Source organism: Streptomyces sp. NPDC090025 (assembly GCF_044748125.1).
In the GTDB taxonomy this organism is placed as follows: Bacteria; Actinomycetota; Actinomycetes; order Streptomycetales; family Streptomycetaceae; genus Streptomyces.
Genome location: NZ_JBIVFL010000003.1, coordinates 387,157 through 404,161, shown reverse-complemented (window position 1 = coordinate 404,161; position 17,005 = coordinate 387,157). Strand labels below are relative to the sequence as shown.

Genomic DNA, 17,005 nt, shown 5'->3' with positions numbered 1-17,005 from the left:
CAACGTGAGCGTCTGGAAAGGACGTTGAAAGGTTTGAGTATCAGCATCGACTCCACCCGCCTGTCGCTGACCCGCGAGGAGTCCACGTACCTGGGCCTGCGAAGCATGCAGGGTGGCCGCACGGTCTACACGACCCGGATCCCGCTCGCCGAGCTCCCGGTCATCCTCGCGATCCCGGATCCGGCCAAGGCCGACCCGGACAACCGTCGGGTCGACTCCAACCACGCCAAGGGCTTCGGCCACTACCTCGCCGACAACCCCGGCTGGGTGGCGCCGGCGCTCCTCATCCGGGACACCGGCGGCTGCCGCTTCGAACCGATCAGCGAGGACGGGACAGTCGGCTACCTGACCGTCCCGTGGGCGATCGGCGGCATCGGACGGCTGATCACGATCGACGGTCAGCACCGGGTGCTCGGGGTCCATCTGGAGAAGCAGCGCATCAGCAACGAGATCGCCCGTGTCGACCGTGAGGCGGTCCGGGCCAACGAGGCCAAGAAGCACAAGCTCCAGGAGGAGCGCGAGGCGCTGATTCGCCGGCTGCAGCGGCTCAAGGAGGAGTTCATCGGCGTCGACATCTACGTCGAGGGCGACGGCGTCCGGGGCCAGCAGATGTTCGTCGACGTCGCTGACAACGCCAAGGGCATCTCTGGCGCCGTCCGGGCCCGTTTCGACACCTCACGCATCGCCAACCGCACGCTCACCGACATCGTCGCCCATCCCCTCTTCGTGGGGAAGATCGACATCGAGCGGGACCGCATGACCATGGCCAACCGCAACCTGATGGGTGCCAAGCACGTGGCCGACATCACCCGCGCCGTCATCGGGAGCCACGGCGGGCGTGCGAACAAGAAGGTCGAGTCCCTCACCGACAACGAGGTGATCGAAAGCGTCCGTGGCTTCCTGGACGTGATCTCCACGGCCTTCACCGACCTGGCGGCGATCACCGAGGAGGACGTCGACAACTATCACCCCTCACTGTCGAAGAAGCATCGGAACGAGCCTCCGGTGCCGCCCACTCTGGCGATGCAGCTCCGCGAGTCCTCGCTGCTCGGTTCTGTCGGCATGCTCCGTGTCCTCGGAGGCGTCTACCGCAACCTCAGGGAGGAAGGGGTGGAGGACGGCGACATCCAGGAGTACTTCAAGCGGCTCGACCGCCATATGGCCGTTCCGGTCACCGAGCACAGCATCTGGCGAACCACGACGGCGAAGACGAACTTCGAGCCCGAGGCGTCTGCGCCGATCATGCGCCAGCAGAACATCGCTCACCTGACCAAGGTGATCACCGACTGGTACAAGAAGGCGCCTGCTGCCATCTGAGCGGTTGAGCGAGACAAGCGAAGAGCCCTGAAGAGCTCCCGTGAAGGGAGAGTCAGGGCTCTGTGCCGGTGCTCGAAGGAAGCGGTGAGGACATGGCAGCCGCTGGTGCCGCCGAGGTCCCCACCTCCCCGTCTTTAGAGGTCGAAGTACAGCTCGAACTCGTGCGGGTGCGGGCGCAGCTGGATCGGGGCGATCTCGTGGGTGCGCTTGTAGTCGATCCAGGTCTCGATCAGGTCGGACGTGAAGACGCCACCGGCCTGCAGGTACTCGTTGTCGTCCTCGAGCGCGTGGAGGACGGCCTCCAGGTTGGTCGGGACCTGCTGGACGTTCGCGTGCTCCTCGGGAGCCAGCTCGTACAGGTCCTTGTCGATCGGCTCGGCCGGCTCGATCTTGTTCTTGATGCCGTCGAGGCCCGCGAGGAGCAGCGCCGAGAAGGCGAGGTACGGGTTCGAGGACGGGTCGGGCGCGCGGAACTCGACGCGCTTGGCCTTCGGGTTCGAGCCCGTGATCGGGATGCGCATCGCGGCGGAGCGGTTGCGCTGCGAGTACACCATGTTGACCGGGGCCTCGAAGCCCGGCACCAGGCGGTGGTACGAGTTCACCGTCGGGTTGGTGAAGGCCAGCAGCGACGGGGCGTGCTTGAGGATGCCGCCGATGTAGTAGCGGGCGGTGTCCGACAGGCCCGCGTAGCCCTGCTCGTCGTAGAACAGCGGCTCGCCGCCGGTCCACAGCGATTGGTGCACGTGCATGCCCGAGCCGTTGTCGCCGAAGATCGGCTTCGGCATGAAGGTCGCGGTCTTGCCGTTGCGCCAGGCGACGTTCTTCACGATGTACTTGAAGAGCATCAGGTCGTCGGCCGCGGCGAGCAGCGTGTTGAACTTGTAGTTGATCTCGGCCTGGCCGGCGGTGCCGACCTCGTGGTGCTGGCGCTCGACCTTCAGGCCGACGTTCTCCAGCTCCAGGGAGATCTCCGAACGCAGGTCGGCGAAGTGGTCGACCGGCGGGGCCGGGAAGTAGCCGCCCTTGTAGCGGACCTTGTAACCGCGGTTGTTCTCCTCCGCACCGGTGTTCCAGGCGCCGGCCTCGGAGTCGATGTGGTAGAAGCCCTGGTTCGCCGAGGTCTCGAAGCGCACCGAGTCGAACACGTAGAACTCGGCCTCGGGGCCGAAGTACGCGGTGTCGGCGATGCCGGTGGAGGCCAGGTACGCCTCCGCCTTCTTCGCGATGTTGCGCGGGTCACGGCTGTACTGCTCGCCCGTGATCGGGTCGTGGATGAAGAAGTTGATGTTCAGCGTCTTGTCGCGGCGGAACGGGTCCAGACGGGCCGTCGACAGGTCGGCGCGCAGCGCCATGTCCGACTCGTGGATCGCCTGGAAGCCGCGGATCGACGAACCGTCGAAGGCCAGCTCCTCGGACGGGTCGAACGCCGTCGCCGGGATCGTGAAGTGCTGCATCACACCCGGAAGGTCGCAGAACCGGACGTCGACCATCTTGACGTCGTTGTCCTGAATGAACTTCTTGGCCTCGTCGGCGTTCTGGAACATCCAACTCCTCCTACTCCCGGCCCGGGGAGGGGCGGGCTTGCAGCTCTTGGTCGTGCGGCCAGTGCGGTGGCACACGCAGGACCCGACCATAGGCAGACGGGATTTCTCAAGCGTGACCCATTTGTTTCGTCGAAGTTAACCGGCCCGGCGGTGCGGCTCCGGCCGAACCGCCGGGCTGCCCCGCACACCCACCCGGCCCGAAGTGATCGAAAACGGTCGCAGTACCGTGGTCGGGTGGACAACAGGCAAGCACTCGGATCATGGCTCTCCGGCCCGCGCGCCGCGGCCGAAGACGCGGGCGTGGACTTCGGCTACCGCGGGCAGCAGCTCGGTCTGCCCGAGGACGGCCCCGGCTCGATCGCCCGCCCCGGCCGCCGCCTCGGCGCCCTCGCGGTCGACTGGGCCCTGTGCCTGCTGATCGCATACGGCCTCATCACCGACGGCTACAACCAGGCCACCGGCAACTGGGCGCTGGTCATCCTCTTCGCGCTGAGCGCCCTCACCGTCGGCACCCTCGGCTTCACCCCGGGCAAGCGCCTCTTCGGCCTGCGCGTGGTCGCCGTCCGCGGCGGCCGCCTCGGCGTCCTGCGCGTCCTGCTGCGCAGCGCCCTGGTCTGCCTGGCGATCCCGGCGCTGATCTGGGACCGCGACGGCCGCGGCCTGCACGACCGGTTCTCCGGCGCCGTCCAGGTCCGCCTCTGATCCCGGCCCCGTACCCCATCCCGTACACCTGAGTCCCCGTACGGCTCCTCGTACCCCTGAGTCCTCGTACGGCTGGGTCCTCGTATACGACGGGCGAAGAAAAGAAGAGAGGGCGCCCCGGACCGCTGCGGTCCGGGGCGCCCTCGTTCGTCGGATGTCGGGAAGCGGGCGCTCAGCGCGCCTTTCCGCCGCCGCCCTTCGGCATCCGCATGCCCTTCGGCATCGGACCCTTCGGGAGCGGCATGTTGCTCATCAGGTCGCCCATGGCCCGCAGCCGGTCGTTGGCGGCGGTCACCTGCCCGCCGGACAGCAGCCGGGGCAGCTTGAGCATCTTCGTACGGACCTTCTTGAGCGGCACCTGGCCGGCGTCCTCGTCGTTGCCGACGACGATGTCGGTGACCGGCACGTCCACCACGATCCGGGCCATCTTCTTCTTCTCGGCCGCGAGCAGGGACTTCACCCGGTTCGGGTTGCCCTCCCCGACGAGCACGATGCCCTGCTTGCCGACGGCCCGGTGCACGACGTCCTGGCTGCGGTTCATGGCGACCGCGGGGGTCACCGTCCAGCCGCGCCCGATGTTCTGCAGCACCGCCGCGGCGGCGCCGGGCTGGCCCTCCATCTGGCCGAAGGCCGCCTTCTCGGCGCGTCGGCCGAAGATGATCGCCATCGCCAGGAACGCCAGCACGAAGCCGAGGATGCCCAGGTAGACGGGGTGACCGAGCAGGAAGCCGATCGCGAGGAAGACACCGAGTACGACGATGCCCACGCCCGCGACGACGAGACCGACCTTCGGGTCGGCCTTCCGGGTCATCTTGTACGTGAGGGCGATCTGCTTCAGTCGCCCTGGGTTCGCGGCGTCAGCGCCGCCCGTGTTTGCCGTCCTCGCCATGTCCAGAAGTTTACGTCGCCCGGGATGCGCGCCCCGACACCGCCTCCAGCACATGCTGGGCCTCGACCCGGTCCTTGGCGCGACGGCGGTCGTCCAGGACGGACGTCCAGGCGTTGCGGCGCGCGGTGCGCTGCCCGCCGGCGAGGAGGAGCGCTTCGACGGCCTTCAGCGCGTCCGTGACGGACGGGAGGGCGCGGGCGCGGACGTGCGTGGACTGCGAGGCTGCGGCCTGCATGGGTGGGTGCCTCCATAAGCGCTCGACGGCGACTCGATGGCGGGGGGGTGCGATCGGGGGTGCGATCGGGGGTGAGAGCTGCGGTGAGAGCTGCGGTGAGAGCTGCGGTGAGAACAGACTCACAGATCGGTGTTACCAGGGCGTGACCCGACGGTCAAACACTGATGAAACGTTGACCCGGGGCGCGTCAAGAAACGGTGCCGCCAGAGCGGGACGAGCGGGAGCAAGGGAAAAGCGCGGCCGCCCTTCCGGACGGCCGCGCCTGACCCGTACACCTGCCGGGAAACCCGCTCAGACGGCCTGCGCCGCGTCCACGGCGCCCGCGCCGCGCCGCTCGATCGCCTGCTGGTAGAGGCGACCGGCCCGGTACGAGGAGCGGACCAGCGGGCCCGACATCACACCGGAGAAGCCGATCTCGTCGGCCTCCTCCTTCAGCTCCACGAACTCCTGCGGCTTCACCCAGCGCTCGACGGGGTGGTGGCGCACCGAGGGGCGCAGGTACTGGGTGATGGTGATCAGCTCGCAGCCCGCGTCGTGCAGCTCCTGCAGCGCCTCGCTGATCTCCTCGCGGGTCTCGCCCATGCCGAGGATCAGGTTCGACTTCGTGACCAGACCGTAGTCCCGCGCCTTGGTGATCACGTCGAGCGAGCGCTCGTAGCGGAAGCCGGGGCGGATCCGCTTGAAGATCCGCGGCACCGTCTCGACGTTGTGCGCGAAGACCTCGGGGCGGGACGCGAAGACCTCGGCGAGCAGCTCGGGCACCGCGTTGAAGTCGGGCGCGAGCAGCTCCACCTTGGTGCGGCCCTCGGCGCGCTCCGCGGTCTGCTGGTGGATCTGGCGGACCGTCTCGGCGTACAGCCAGGCACCGCCGTCCGCCAGGTCGTCGCGGGCGACGCCGGTGATGGTGGCGTAGTTCAGGTCCATGGTGACGACGGACTCGCCGACCCGGCGCGGCTCGTCGCGGTCCAGGGCCTCCGGCTTGCCGGTGTCGATCTGGCAGAAGTCGCAGCGCCGGGTGCACTGGTCGCCGCCGATGAGGAAGGTCGCCTCACGGTCCTCCCAGCACTCGAAGATGTTGGGACAGCCCGCCTCCTGGCAGACCGTGTGCAGGCCCTCGCTCTTCACGAGGCCCTGCATCTTCGTGTACTCGGGCCCCATCTTCGCCCGGGTCTTGATCCACTCGGGCTTGCGCTCGATCGGGGTCTGGGCGTTCCGGACCTCGAGGCGCAGCATCTTGCGTCCGTCGGGTGCGACTGCGGACACATCGGCTCCTGTTAGCTTCGATTCTTCGGCGCACACCAGGGTACGCCCGTTGCTTCCCATGCCTTAACGCTCTGGCCAACCCATGGCCCGAGCTCGGCATTCCTCGGGGTTGTTCGTGCGGGGGGGCGTACGTCGATCAGGCCGGGGCCGGGGCCGGGGCCGGGACCGAGGCCGGGGCCGGCTCCGCCGCGCGCTCGATCTCGCGCGGCCGAGGGTCCGCGTTCTCCAGGACGTCCCGCAGGTGCTTCTCCACCACCGGCAGCACCTCCTCGATGGTCACGTCGCGGCCCAGCTCGTCGGCGAGCGAGGCGACGCCCGCGTCCCGGATGCCGCACGGGATGATCCGGTCGAACCAGGTGTTGTCCGGGTTCACGTTCAGCGCGAAGCCGTGCATGGTGACGCCCTTGGCGACCCGGATGCCGATGGCGGCGAGCTTGCGGTCCTCGCGGCGCTGGCCCGCGTTGGAGGGGGCGTACTCGGGGCCGTTCAGCCGCGGGTCGAACTCGCTGTCGGTGAGCCGCGGGTCGAAGTCGAGGGAGAGCCCGCCGAGCGCCGGGCGCTGCTCGACCGGGTCGCCGAGCACCCAGACACCGCTGCGGCCCTCGACCCGGCTGGTCTCGACGCCGAACTCGGCGGCGGTACGGATCAGCGCGTCCTCCAGGCGGCGGACGTGGGCGACCACGTCGACCGGGCGGGGCAGCTTCAGGATCGGGTAGCCGACCAGCTGGCCGGGTCCGTGCCAGGTGATCTTGCCGCCGCGGTCGACGTCGACGACCGGCGTGCCGTCCAGCGGGCGCTCGCTCTCCTCGGTGCGGCGGCCCGCGGTGTAGACCGGCGGGTGCTCGAGGAGCAGACAGGTGTCCTCGGTCTCGTCGGCGAACCGGGCGGCGTGCACCTCGCGCTGCTTGTCCCAGGCGGCCCGGTACTCGACGGCGTCCTCGCCGAAGCCCAAGCGGACGAATCGCAGCTCACTCACGGCCATGCCTCCTCCTGGGTGCCGCGGCCGGGTTCCGGGGATCGTCCCGGGGCGGGAGCCGGCTCGGCACCACATGCGTCATACGCGCCCATGCCACTGTACGGCGGAGCCCGCGCGGCCCCTCCGGCAGGTGCGGAGCCCCGCCCCCGGTCCGGTGCCGCCCCCGGCCTACGTCCGGCCTCCGCCGAGCCCACCAGGACCGGGTCGCAGGTCCTAGGTCCACCGGCCCGCGGGAGAGGGGCCGATCGCCCCATGGACCTCAACCCAGGTTGAGCTTCTACCGTTGTTCACATGATCACCGAGACGACGAAGACCCCGGCGACGACGCCGGACGCGGGAACGACGCCCGCCCCCGGAAACACCCCCGAGACCGCTCCCCTGACCGCCCCCGAGACCGCCTCCGCGACCGCTCCCGAGACCGCCCCCGCCGGCACCTGGAGCGACCTGCTCGGCCGCCGCCACCGCGCCGCCGCCCTGGTGCTCGCCAGCGGTGTCGCCCTCTACGCCACCAACGAGTACGTCACCGCCTCCCTGATGCCCTCGGTGGTCCGGGAGACCGGCGGCGAACGCTTCTACGCCTGGGTGACCACCGGCTTCCTGATCGCCTCCGTCGTCTCCTCGATGCTGGTGGCCCGCACCCTCACCCGCTGGGGTGCCCGCACCGCCTACACAGCCGCCTTCGCGATCTTCGCGCTCGGCTCGCTGATCAACACCGTCGCGCCCGGCATGGAGTTCATCGTCGCCGGACGGGTCGTCCAGGGCTTCGGCGGCGGACTCCTCGCGGGCTTCGGCTACGCGATGATCCGCGGCTCGCTCCCGGCCCACCTGTGGGCGGTGGCCGCCGGACTCGTCAGCTCGATGTGGGCGGTCGGCAACATCGCCGGGCCCTCGCTCGGCGGCGTCTTCGCCGAGCTCGGCGTCTGGCGGGCCGCCTTCGGCGCCATGGTCCTGCTGCCGCTGCTGCTCGCCCTGGTGGCCCGCCGGGCCATGCCGCACCGCGACACGGACGCCCCGGGAACCGCCGACCCGCTGCCCTGGCGCTCGCTGATCCTGCTCACGCTGACCGCGATGGCCTTCTCGCTGGCCTCGGTCGCCCCCAAGGGCGCCGGTACGGCCGTCGGCGTCGGCGCCGGCCTGGTGCTGCTGCTCGCCTTCGTCGTCTCCGAGCGCCGCGGCACCGTCAGCGTGCTGCCCGCCCGCACCTACCGGAATGGCAACCCGCTCAAGTGGGTCTACCTGGCGATCGGCGCGATGACCGCCGCCGCCATGACCGAGATGTTCACCCCGCTGTTCGGCCAGCGGCTCGGCGGCCTCACCCCGCTCGTCGCCGGGTTCTTCGGCGCGGTCATCTCGGTCGGCTGGACCACCGCCTCGCTCTTCTCGGTCAAGGTCGCCTCCGACCGGGTCCGCCGCGCCGTGGTCGGCTCCGGGCTGCTCGTCCTCACCGCCGGACTCGCCGCGTACGGCGCCCTGCAGAGCGCCGACGCCTCCGGCGGCCGGGTCCTGCTCTGGGCCCTCGCGCTGCTCCTCGGCGGCGCCGGGATCGGCATGGTCTTCCCGCACATGTCGATGGCGGCGATGTCCTCGGCGAGCACCGAGGAGGAGGGCCGCCAGGCCGCGGCGGGCATCTCCACCTCCCAGCTGATCGCCAACGCGGTCGCCTCCGCCCTCGCCGGGATCCTGGTCAACCTCGGCTCCCCGGACATGGTCCGCGCGGCCCAGTACATGGCCTTCGGCATCGCCCTCGTCGCCCTGCTCGGCGCGGTCGCCGCCACCCTCTCCCAGCGCTCCCAGGAGACCCCCGCCGCCTGACCCCGCCCCGGCTCCCGCCGGTGGTCCCCGATGCCCTGACCGGGCCCTCCGGTCAGGGCATCGCGACAACCTGCCCCTACGGCTGCGGCCTGTTCCCGGACACCAGGAGAGTGCCTGTGCGACGGCCGGTCGGCGGCTCGAACGGGGTGGCCCTTGCTGGCTACGGCTTGTCTCAGCTCTCCGTGTCGAGCCACACGCGGTGCTCGCCGTGGCCGGTGACCGTGAGCCCGAACCGCTCGAACCCGGGCCGCTCGTTGTCCACCCACCACTCGTAGGCGTTCTCCGTCTCGTCCCACAGGTTCCGGGGACCGGCCTGTACGACGTCGGACGTGTCGGCGTCCGGCTCGTAGTCGGTGGATGCCCACGATTCGCCGTCGAGGCTGTACGTCCACAGTGTGTACGAGCCGTCGTCGTACCGCTCGACGGTCCAGAAGACGTCCGGCACCCGGGTACCGATGGCGAACTGTTCTTGCCAGCCTTCGACGGCGGCGGGTGAGAGCTTGGTCTTGCTCCTGGCGCCGTCGGCGGGCCACTCCCGACCCTTGAGGTAGAAGTCATGGGGCGGGAAGTCGGGACGCTGCTGCCGGAGCCTCATGAACGCGCTGGAGCGGGTGAACATGCCTCTGGCCGATCCGTTCTCCTGCACGGTGAGGCACGCGATGCCCTCCCCGCCGTACAGCGGCCCCCACGGGGCGACGATCAAACCGCCGGGAACGGTCTGTTCGATCCACGCGGGAGGGATCTCACCGACGGAGCAGGTGGCAATGATCCGGTTGTACGGGGCGTTGCCCGCGAACCCGTTGCGCCCGTCCCCGACGACGAGCAGCGGGGTGAGTCCGGTGTCCTTGAGGTTCTGCCGGGCGCCGTCCGCAACGGCTCGGTCGAACTCGACCGACGTCACGTTCTTGGAGCCGAGCCGGTGTGCGAGAAGGGCGGCGTTCCAGCCGGTGCCGGTACCGATCTCAAGGACCCGGTGACCGTCGCGGACGTTCAGGTCGGAGAGCATCGAGAAGACCATGTGCGGCTGGGAGCTGGAACTTGTCGGCGTAGTCCCAAGCCCGTTCCCCTGGTGCTCCCCGCCGTCCCACTGTGTCGTCAGGGGGATGTCGGAGTACACGGCCTCAAGCCATGCGTCCGGATCGTTCGCACGGTCCACCAACGCGTTCTGGCGGGTGCCGTCCGCGATGCCGGGCCACACCCGGTCGGGGACGAACATGTCGCGGGGTACGGCCTTGTAGGTGGGGATCCAGTCCGTTTCGAGTGCGCCCGACCGTACGAGCGCGGAGGCGAGCCGCGTCGGGCCCGCCTCCTTCGTGCGCGTGTCCACAGGCCGCCTACTTCGCGGGCCCGGAGCCGTCGGAGGAGTTCCCGCCGCTCGTCTCCGAACCGCCGCCGCCGTGCCCGCGTCCGCTGCTGCCGTCGTCCTGCTGACTCCCGCCGCTTCCGGAGCCGGTACCGCCACCGTGCTCACCCGACGTGGGTGCGTTCCCTTCGGTTGACTTCTCTACGAGCCTCCACCCGGAAGGGTGGAGCAGTCCCCTCGTCGCCTTTGGTCTGCGGTCATCCTCAACCCGGTCAGGGCGGTGTGGGCGGTTCATGCGCGATGTGGACTAAAGATCATCTGAGGGCCGCTGAGCAGCCCTGGAGGAAGGCGCGGGCGTCGTCCCCGAACAGCGCCCGGTCCTCAAGGTGGGCGAACTCCTCAAGGTGGCTCATCACATCCCGAGGGTCGCGGAAGACCATCACCCCGGACGACAGCTCGACGGTCGCTATCCGGTCGTCGTAGACGGTGAAGGTGTTCAGTGGGGCGGGCCCGGTAGGCACCGTTATGGGGATGACGCCCAGCCTGACGTTCGGCAGGTGGGTGAGCGAGGCTAGGTGGTCGATCTGTACGGCCAACGCATCCGGTCCGACGAGGGGCCACCGGACGGCTTGCTCGGTGAGAACGAATGTGAACCGCTTCGAGCGGTCGTAGAGCACCTGTTGCCGTTCGAGCTTCCGGGCGATCGTCTTGGAGTGGTCGCCAGGGATGCGGGCGAGGCTCGCCCGGATGTACTCCGGCGTCGAGACAAGGCCCGTGATCATCGACAGCAGGAAGAATCGGAACTGAGCTGACGATGCCTCAAGGCCGGCGAGCTCAAGTTGCTTCTTGTCCAGGCCCTTGCGGCGCATTCCACGGGCGCCCTGCCACTCCGTGTTCGCCAGCCGGGCCAGGGTCATGACCTGAGTGACCAGAGCCGGGGGAGCCTCACAGGCTCGCAGGAGCTGTTCCACGTCCACGAGGGACGGGCGTACCTTGCCGTTCTCGATACGGCTGACCTTGGACCGAGACATGTCGCAGCGGGCAGCGGCCCGGACCCCTGAGAGCCCGGACCGCTTGCGTACCGCCTTGAGAAGGGCCGCTAGCTCCTCGCCGGACTGCCCTAGCTCCTCAGGCTCGGCACTCACCTGCTGACGTACTCCAGGAACGGCACAGACGCCTCTACGGCGGTGCGCTGGTACTCGATGAACGGGGCAGGGTCGCCCTCGTACAGTTCGCGGCCGATCTGCCTGCCGTCCGGCCGGTAGTGCATGAGTACGACCGTGGAGCGGTCGAACATCCAGAAGTCTTGAACGTCCGGCAGCGGGTTCGGCCGGTCTGTCACGTCGAGAATCCGGATGTCTTCCCCTGCCGGGGCCTGGTGCTGGTAGTACCGCTCGAACTCGAACCGCAGGTAGTCGCTCAGCGGCCGGGTCAGGATGTGCACGCGTCCCACGCTGCGGGTGCGGACCATCTCCGTCCACGAGTCCTCATACGGGCCGGGGAACCGGGCCCCGGCCTTGAAGGCTGCGAACTCTTCCGCTTCCTGCGGTACGAGGTACTGCGGCAGCGTCTCAAGCCTCCAGGCTTCCGTCTGGAACGTCTTGAACTTGGATGCCCACTCCTCACCATCCAAGAGCACGGAACGCCTCCCTGAGCACTGCCTCGGGGATCTCTACGAGCCCCTCGCCGGTGGGCGGGGTGAAGGCTGCGGATACGTCGCCCTGCACGACGAACGAGCCGGACGACGTCCGGTAGACGTTCGGGCAGTCGCCCTGTCCGCACTCGCCGTTTCCGTTGCCTGTGAGCCGGGTCAGTTCCTCACGTGTCATGTGGGGCCCCTCGGTTCCAGGCCCCCGCTGGGCCCGATGACCATGACCGTACGGAGAGGCCCCCGGGGCCGTCCATGCGTGAACGCGACTATGCGCGTGTTCGCATAATCCCGTGTCCCGCCTCCCACCAAGCAGGCAGCTATTGACCTATCTAGATGTGACAGTTGTTCGGGTGGGGGCATTGCAGGTCAGTGCGCTGCGACAACCACACTCCCGGTTTCTCACACGATCGGATGAATGTGGGGCGAAGGTGGCGGTATGGGCGATGACTGCCGCTAAATTCACGCCGTTCCATGAGGGCCAGGAGGGTCCATGACGGGCTGTCACCCCGGGCCCGGAAGGCAGGAGACCGCACAGCTGATGACGGAACGACCCTCGCAGCGCATCCCGAACCGCCAGCTCGCCGCGCTCATCGCGGAAGCCGGGTTCTCGAACGCGGGGCTGGCCAGACGGGTGGACCAGCTCGGCCTCGAGCACGGTCTCGACCTGCGGTACGACAAGACCTCGGTGACCCGGTGGCTGCGCGGCCAGCAGCCGCGGGGCACCACACCCGCGCTGATCGCCGAGGTGTTCACCCGGCGGCTCGGACGACGGCTCTCCGCGCAGGACCTCGGGCTCGACGCGTGCGCGCCGGTCTACGCGGGCCTGGAGTTCGCCGCCACCCCCGAGGAGGCCGTCGACATCGTCAGCGGGCTGTGGCGCAAGGACTCCGGCAGCCACGCCGAGCTGCGCAAGATCGCCTTCACCCCGGCCGGGCTCGTCGTGCCCAGCCGGGACTGGCTGATCGGCCGGGCCGACGAGCGGGTGGCCCGCGGCGAGCCCGGCGCCCCGCCGCTCGGCCCCAAGGCACCCGGCGCGGGTCTCGCGGCGGGCATCGGCGCGGGGCTCGGGGCCGGATTCGGCGGCGCCGATCCCCGGGTGCCGGTCCAGGGCCGGTTCTCGGTGCCCCGCCAGCGCGGCACCGACCGGGGTCCCGGCCAGCGGGTCTCCGGCGGCGACATCGCGGCCCTGCGCTCCGTCGCCGAACTCTTCCGCACCCTCGACCACGCCTACGGCGGCGGCCACGCCCGCCAGGCCCTGGTCCGCTACCTGGAGCACGAGGCCGAGCCGATGCTCCGCGGCACGTACGGCGAGAGCGTCGGCCGCCGCCTGTTCGGCGCCGCCGCCGACCTCACCCGGCTCGCCGGGTGGACCTCGTACGACATCGCCGCCCACGGCCTCGCCCAGCGCTACTTCGTGCAGGCGCTGCGGCTCGCCCAGGCCGCCGGGGACCGGGCCTACGGCTCGTACGTCCTCATCACCATGAGCCACCAGGCCGTCTACCTCGGCCACGGCCGCGAGGCCGTCCAGCTCGCCCGGGTCGCCCAGCAGGGCGTCGGCGCCGCCGCCCCGCCCGTCGTACAGGCGCTGCTGCACTCCGTCGAGGCCCGCGGCCACGCCGTCCTCGGCGAGTCCCGGGCCTGCGGCGGCGCCCTCGCCCGCGCCGAACGGGCCCTGGAGGCCGCCCGGCCCGGCGACGAGGTGCCGTACTGGGCGCGGGCCTTCGACGAGGCCCAGCTCGCCGACGAGTTCGGGCACTGCCACCGCGACCTCCAGCAGTACCGGGCCGCCGCCCAGCACGCCGAGCGCGCCCTCCAGCTGCGGGCGCCCGGCTACGCCCGCAGCCGGCTGTTCTGCCGGATCGTCCTCGCCTCCGCGCGGCTCGCCCTCGGCGAACTCGACCAGGCGTGCGCCCTCGGCGCCGAAGCCGCCCAGCAGGCGTCCGAGATGCGGTCGGCCCGCGCGGTCGAGTACGTCAGGGACTTCGAACGCCGCCTGGAGCCCTACCGGGACGCCCCCGCCGTCCGCACCTACCGCGACCGGGTCGCCGCCCTCGGCTGACCCGCCCCGCCAGGGACCCGGGCCGCGCGCTACGCCGCCCGCGCCGCGCCCGGCTCCCCGGCCGCCGCCGGGCGGATCCCCAGATCGGCAAGGAGCGCGGCGGCGGCCCGCCCGGCCGAGGTCAGCGCGCCGAACGGGGTGCCGGTCGCCCGGTGGTCACCGCACACATAGAGCCCGGACAGCACCCGCACCGGCCGCTCCGGGTCGAACGGCGGCCGCATCACCGGGAACGCGTCCGGCGTGTGCCGCAGCGCCAGCAGCTCCCAGTCGTCCGTCGACACCCCGTACAGCGTCGCCAGGTGCTTGCGCACCCGCCGGTCGGCGTCGTCCGGCGGCGGCCCGAGGACCGTCGAGGTGATCAGCGTCCGGCCGCCCGGCGCCCGCGCCGGGTCCACCGCGCTCAGCACCGCCGTGTGCGCCACCGGACCACCGGGGTCCGACTCCAGGAGCAGCACCGGATCGGCGGCGGGCGCGACCGGCGCGGTGTGGTGGAGCACCGTCACCGCGTGGTGCTCCGGCACCCGCAGACCCGGCAGCAGCTCGGCCGCCGTCCGCCCGCCGGTCGCCACCACCACCGACCGACAGCCGAACACCCCGTGCTCGGCGGTCGTCACCCGTGAGATCGACGCCTCCACGACCCGTACGCCGGTACGCACCGAGCCCGCGGGCAGCGCCGCCGCGAGCCGCTCCACCAGCGCGCCCGAACCGCCCTCGGGGACGCCCAGCCTGCCCCGCGCGAAGGACCGGAGCGCCAGGTCCGCACGGCGGCTCGACGTGCTCAGGTCCGGGTCGCCGAGCAGCGCGGCGAGCAGCGGACGCAGCACCCCCTGCACCGTACGGGCGGGCAGCCGGGCCGAGAGGGCCTCGCGCGCCGTCCGCTCGGTGCGGGTCAGCAGCCGCTGGGTGGGCGTGGTGGCCAGCCGGACCAGCGAGGCGCCGAGCCGGGCCTGATCCAGCGAGACGGCCGGATTTCGCGGGGCGCCCGCGAGGGCGCGTGCCATGCCCCGTGCGCCCCCCAAGCCTCCGAGGCCCCCGAGACCACCCCGGCCTCCCAGCCCTCCCAGCCCGCCCTGGCCGCCGCGGGCCCCCAGGCCCCGGAGGCCCGCGCCGCCCCACGGGGTGTGCGGCGCGCCCCAGCGGGCGTACCGGCCGTCGCTGTGCACCAGGACGCCCGGGGCGAACGGGCGCACCGGCACCCCGGCGACCTCCGGGCTGGTGAACAGCGGCCCGACCCGGTCGAGCCGGAAGCCGTCGACGATGTCGGTCGTCAGCCGGCCGCCGACCTGCGGCGCGGCCTCCAGGACGGTGACCGAGAGCCCGGCCTCGGTCAGCCGATGAGCGGTCGCGAGTCCGGCGATCCCGGCTCCCACGACGACGACGTCCGCGTTGTTGAGCACGTGCCCCTCCCCAGGTCGGCCCGGCTTGTGGGGTGCCTATGCCCCCAACCGGCCTCCGGAATGCCCTAGTTCGCAACGAGACTAGGCAGCGCGCGGGCGGTGGGGAGCCGCGCGCGACGGGGTGCACGCAGCACGGGGGAGCACGGCGGGGTGGCGGGCGGACCCGTGTCCCGCCCGACGGCGCGTGAACACGGGACGAACGAACGGCCGGATGGGTGGCGCGTGGCCGGTACGGGTGGACAGCCGGGCGGTACGGCCGCTCGGGCGGCTCGGTGGGGCGGCTCGGTGGGGCGGCTCAGGGGGGGGGGCGGCTCAGTGGGCGGCGGCCCGTACCGCCTCGTCGATCGTCGGGAACGCGAAGTCGAAGCCGGTCTCCAGCAGCCGCCCCGGCAGCACCCGCTGACTGCCGAGCACGTCCTGCGCGAACTCCCCGAGCACCAGCCGCAGCGCCGGGCCCGGCACATGGACGACGGCGGGGCGGTGCAGCACCCGGCCCATCGCCGCCGTCACCTCACGGTTCGTCACCGGCTCGGGCCCGGTCAGGTTCACCGGGCCGGACAGCGCGGGGGTGTCCATCATGTGCCGCAGCGCCGCCACCTCGTCGTGCAGCGAGATGAACGACCAGTACTGGCGGCCGTCGCCCATCCGGCCGCCGAGTCCGGCCCGGAACAGCGGGAAGAGCCGTCCCCAGGCGCCGCCCTCGCGGGCCACCACCAGACCGGTCCTGCCGTACGTCACCCGGATCCCGGCCGCCTCGGCGGGCGCCGCCGCGGCCTCCCAGTCCACGCACACCGACGGCAGGAAGCCCTCGCCCGCGGGTGCGCTCTCGTCGACCGCGCGGGAGCCGGTGTCGCCGTAGTAGCCGAGGGCGCTGCCGCAGACGAGGACCTCCGGCGGGGTGGCGAGCGAGGCGACGGCCTCGGCGATCGCCCGGGTGCCGAGCACCCGGCTGTCCCGGATCTCCTTCTTGAACGCCTCGGTCCAGCGCCGTTCGCCGACGCCCACGCCCGCCAGGTGGACCACCGCGTCGACCCCGACCAGACCGGCCGTGTCGACGTGGAGCCGGGCCGGGTCCCATTCCACCTCGTCGGCGGTCGCGGCCGGGCGTCGCACAAGGCGCAGCACCTCATGGCCGTCGGCGCGCAGTGACCGCACCAGGGCGGAGCCGATCAGACCGGACGCGCCGGTGACTGCGACGCGCTTGCGGGACGAGGCGTGCGGGGAGAGCTGCATGGGCCCATCCTGCCCGGTGCGGGCCGGGGTGTGACACAGTGCCCCGCATGATCGTGCCCGAGACCCGCATACGCGAAGCGGTGTCGGCCGACGAGCCCGCGCTCGCCTCGCTCGACCACGCCACCTGGTCCTGGCTGCACGCGGTGCAGCCCCGCCCGCGCCCCGACGCGCGCTTCTTCGACGACCGGCACCCGCCCCACGAGTACCTGGTCGCCGAGACCGTCGAGACCGATGAGACCGGCGGTCCTGTCGGCCCCGGCGGTTCCGACGGCGTGGCGGCCTGCCCCGGCGCGCTCGTCGGCTACATCCGGCTCGCCAGGCCCACGCCGCTGCCCGCCAACGCCCACGTCCGGCAGATCCAGGGCCTGGCCGTCGCCGACGCCGCCCGCGGCCGGGGCGTGGCCCGCGCGCTGCTGCGCGCCGCCCGGGACCGCGCCCGCGAACAGGGCGCCAGCCGGCTCACCCTGCGGGTGCTGGGCCACAACGCCCCGGCCCGGGCGCTCTACCTGTCCGAGGGCTTCGTGGTGGAGGGCGTGCTGCCGGGGGAGTTCCTGCTCGACGGGGCGTTCGTGGACGACGTCATGATGGGCCGCCCGGTCTGACCGCGAGGCCCCCGTACGGACC

At 71.5% G+C, this 17,005-nt stretch carries 16 protein-coding genes; 5 read left to right on the top strand and 11 right to left on the bottom strand.

Annotated elements, in window-relative coordinates:
- Window positions 1-33: 33 nt before the first annotated feature.
- Window positions 34-1,317, top strand: coding sequence for a DNA sulfur modification protein DndB (locus ACIPXM_RS11170; protein ID WP_401654399.1), 1,284 nt, complete (start codon window positions 34-36; stop codon window positions 1,315-1,317).
- Window positions 1,318-1,451: 134 nt separating this feature from the next.
- On the opposite strand, the gene glnA is transcribed toward ACIPXM_RS11170, so the two are convergent.
- Window positions 1,452-2,861: a type I glutamate--ammonia ligase gene (gene glnA / locus ACIPXM_RS11165; protein ID WP_401654397.1), complete on the bottom strand. Its 1,410-nt coding sequence runs from the start codon at window positions 2,859-2,861 to the stop codon at window positions 1,452-1,454.
- A gap of 234 nt (window positions 2,862-3,095) precedes the next feature.
- Between glnA and ACIPXM_RS11160 the strand changes: the two genes are divergently transcribed.
- On the top strand, window positions 3,096-3,563 hold the full coding sequence (locus tag ACIPXM_RS11160) for an RDD family protein (protein WP_401654395.1): 468 nt from the start codon (window positions 3,096-3,098) through the stop codon (window positions 3,561-3,563).
- A 172-nt stretch (window positions 3,564-3,735) separates the two neighbouring features.
- On the opposite strand, the gene ACIPXM_RS11155 is transcribed toward ACIPXM_RS11160, so the two are convergent.
- The 4 genes from ACIPXM_RS11155 to lipB all read right to left on the bottom strand — a co-directional run bounded on the left by ACIPXM_RS11155 (window position 3,736) and on the right by lipB (window position 6,926).
- Entirely contained in the window at window positions 3,736-4,452 is a 717-nt protein-coding gene (locus ACIPXM_RS11155) for a DUF4191 domain-containing protein (protein ID WP_401654393.1), read from the bottom strand.
- Between the two features lie 10 nt (window positions 4,453-4,462).
- On the bottom strand, window positions 4,463-4,687 hold the full coding sequence (locus tag ACIPXM_RS11150) for a hypothetical protein (protein ID WP_401654391.1): 225 nt from the start codon (window positions 4,685-4,687) through the stop codon (window positions 4,463-4,465).
- Window positions 4,688-4,978: 291 nt separating this feature from the next.
- Window positions 4,979-5,950 carry a lipoyl synthase gene (gene lipA, locus ACIPXM_RS11145; RefSeq protein WP_401654389.1) on the bottom strand — a complete coding sequence of 324 codons (972 nt, stop codon included), beginning with the start codon at window positions 5,948-5,950 and terminating at the stop codon, window positions 4,979-4,981.
- Window positions 5,951-6,086: 136 nt separating this feature from the next.
- Entirely contained in the window at window positions 6,087-6,926 is an 840-nt protein-coding gene (lipB, locus tag ACIPXM_RS11140; protein ID WP_401654386.1) for a lipoyl(octanoyl) transferase LipB, read from the bottom strand.
- A 291-nt stretch (window positions 6,927-7,217) separates the two neighbouring features.
- Between lipB and ACIPXM_RS11135 the strand changes: the two genes are divergently transcribed.
- Window positions 7,218-8,738 (top strand): MFS transporter, encoded by a 1,521-nt coding sequence (locus ACIPXM_RS11135; protein WP_401654384.1) that lies wholly within the window; start codon window positions 7,218-7,220, stop codon window positions 8,736-8,738.
- 172 nt (window positions 8,739-8,910) lie between these two features.
- Here ACIPXM_RS11135 and ACIPXM_RS11130 read toward each other — a convergent pair whose 3' ends face one another.
- The 4 genes from ACIPXM_RS11130 to ACIPXM_RS11115 form a co-directional block, all read right to left on the bottom strand.
- Window positions 8,911-10,065 carry a methyltransferase domain-containing protein gene (locus tag ACIPXM_RS11130; RefSeq protein ID WP_401654382.1) on the bottom strand — a complete coding sequence of 385 codons (1,155 nt, stop codon included), beginning with the start codon at window positions 10,063-10,065 and terminating at the stop codon, window positions 8,911-8,913.
- A gap of 290 nt (window positions 10,066-10,355) precedes the next feature.
- Window positions 10,356-11,186, bottom strand: coding sequence for a helix-turn-helix domain-containing protein (locus tag ACIPXM_RS11125; RefSeq protein ID WP_401654380.1), 831 nt, complete (start codon window positions 11,184-11,186; stop codon window positions 10,356-10,358).
- Complete coding sequence (locus ACIPXM_RS11120; RefSeq protein ID WP_401654378.1) at window positions 11,183-11,680, bottom strand: DUF6879 family protein; 498 nt, start codon at window positions 11,678-11,680, stop codon at window positions 11,183-11,185. The genes ACIPXM_RS11125 and ACIPXM_RS11120 overlap by 4 nt, the downstream gene beginning before the upstream one ends.
- Window positions 11,664-11,870, bottom strand: coding sequence for a hypothetical protein (locus ACIPXM_RS11115; protein WP_401654376.1), 207 nt, complete (start codon window positions 11,868-11,870; stop codon window positions 11,664-11,666). Before ACIPXM_RS11115 ends, ACIPXM_RS11120 begins: the two co-directional genes overlap by 17 nt.
- A gap of 360 nt (window positions 11,871-12,230) precedes the next feature.
- On the opposite strand from ACIPXM_RS11115, the gene ACIPXM_RS11110 reads away from it, so the two are divergent.
- Window positions 12,231-13,751: a regulator gene (locus tag ACIPXM_RS11110; protein ID WP_401654374.1), complete on the top strand. Its 1,521-nt coding sequence runs from the start codon at window positions 12,231-12,233 to the stop codon at window positions 13,749-13,751.
- A 29-nt stretch (window positions 13,752-13,780) separates the two neighbouring features.
- On the opposite strand, the gene ACIPXM_RS11105 is transcribed toward ACIPXM_RS11110, so the two are convergent.
- Together ACIPXM_RS11105 and ACIPXM_RS11100 are read right to left on the bottom strand one after the other, a co-directional pair.
- Window positions 13,781-15,148: a protoporphyrinogen/coproporphyrinogen oxidase gene (locus ACIPXM_RS11105; RefSeq protein ID WP_401654372.1), complete on the bottom strand. Its 1,368-nt coding sequence runs from the start codon at window positions 15,146-15,148 to the stop codon at window positions 13,781-13,783.
- 312 nt (window positions 15,149-15,460) lie between these two features.
- Window positions 15,461-16,381 (bottom strand): TIGR01777 family oxidoreductase, encoded by a 921-nt coding sequence (locus ACIPXM_RS11100; RefSeq protein WP_401654370.1) that lies wholly within the window; start codon window positions 16,379-16,381, stop codon window positions 15,461-15,463.
- A gap of 47 nt (window positions 16,382-16,428) precedes the next feature.
- Here ACIPXM_RS11100 and ACIPXM_RS11095 point away from each other — a divergent pair, with 47 nt between their 5' ends.
- Window positions 16,429-16,983 (top strand): GNAT family N-acetyltransferase, encoded by a 555-nt coding sequence (locus tag ACIPXM_RS11095; RefSeq protein ID WP_401654368.1) that lies wholly within the window; start codon window positions 16,429-16,431, stop codon window positions 16,981-16,983.
- Window positions 16,984-17,005 lie beyond the last annotated feature (22 nt).

Excerpts from the sequence above, each read along its gene's own strand:
- ACIPXM_RS11135 (WP_401654384.1), top strand. The coding sequence starts at position 7,218 with ATGATCACCGAGACGACGAAGACCCCGGCGACGACGCCGGACGCGGGA.
- ACIPXM_RS11155 (WP_401654393.1), bottom strand. The coding sequence starts at position 4,452 with ATGGCGAGGACGGCAAACACGGGCGGCGCTGACGCCGCGAACCCAGGG.
- ACIPXM_RS11110 (WP_401654374.1), top strand. The coding sequence starts at position 12,231 with ATGACGGAACGACCCTCGCAGCGCATCCCGAACCGCCAGCTCGCCGCG.
- ACIPXM_RS11100 (WP_401654370.1), bottom strand. The coding sequence starts at position 16,381 with ATGCAGCTCTCCCCGCACGCCTCGTCCCGCAAGCGCGTCGCAGTCACC.
- ACIPXM_RS11095 (WP_401654368.1), top strand. The coding sequence starts at position 16,429 with ATGATCGTGCCCGAGACCCGCATACGCGAAGCGGTGTCGGCCGACGAG.
- ACIPXM_RS11115 (WP_401654376.1), bottom strand. The coding sequence starts at position 11,870 with ATGACACGTGAGGAACTGACCCGGCTCACAGGCAACGGAAACGGCGAG.
- ACIPXM_RS11150 (WP_401654391.1), bottom strand. The coding sequence starts at position 4,687 with ATGCAGGCCGCAGCCTCGCAGTCCACGCACGTCCGCGCCCGCGCCCTC.
- glnA (WP_401654397.1), bottom strand. The coding sequence starts at position 2,861 with ATGTTCCAGAACGCCGACGAGGCCAAGAAGTTCATTCAGGACAACGAC.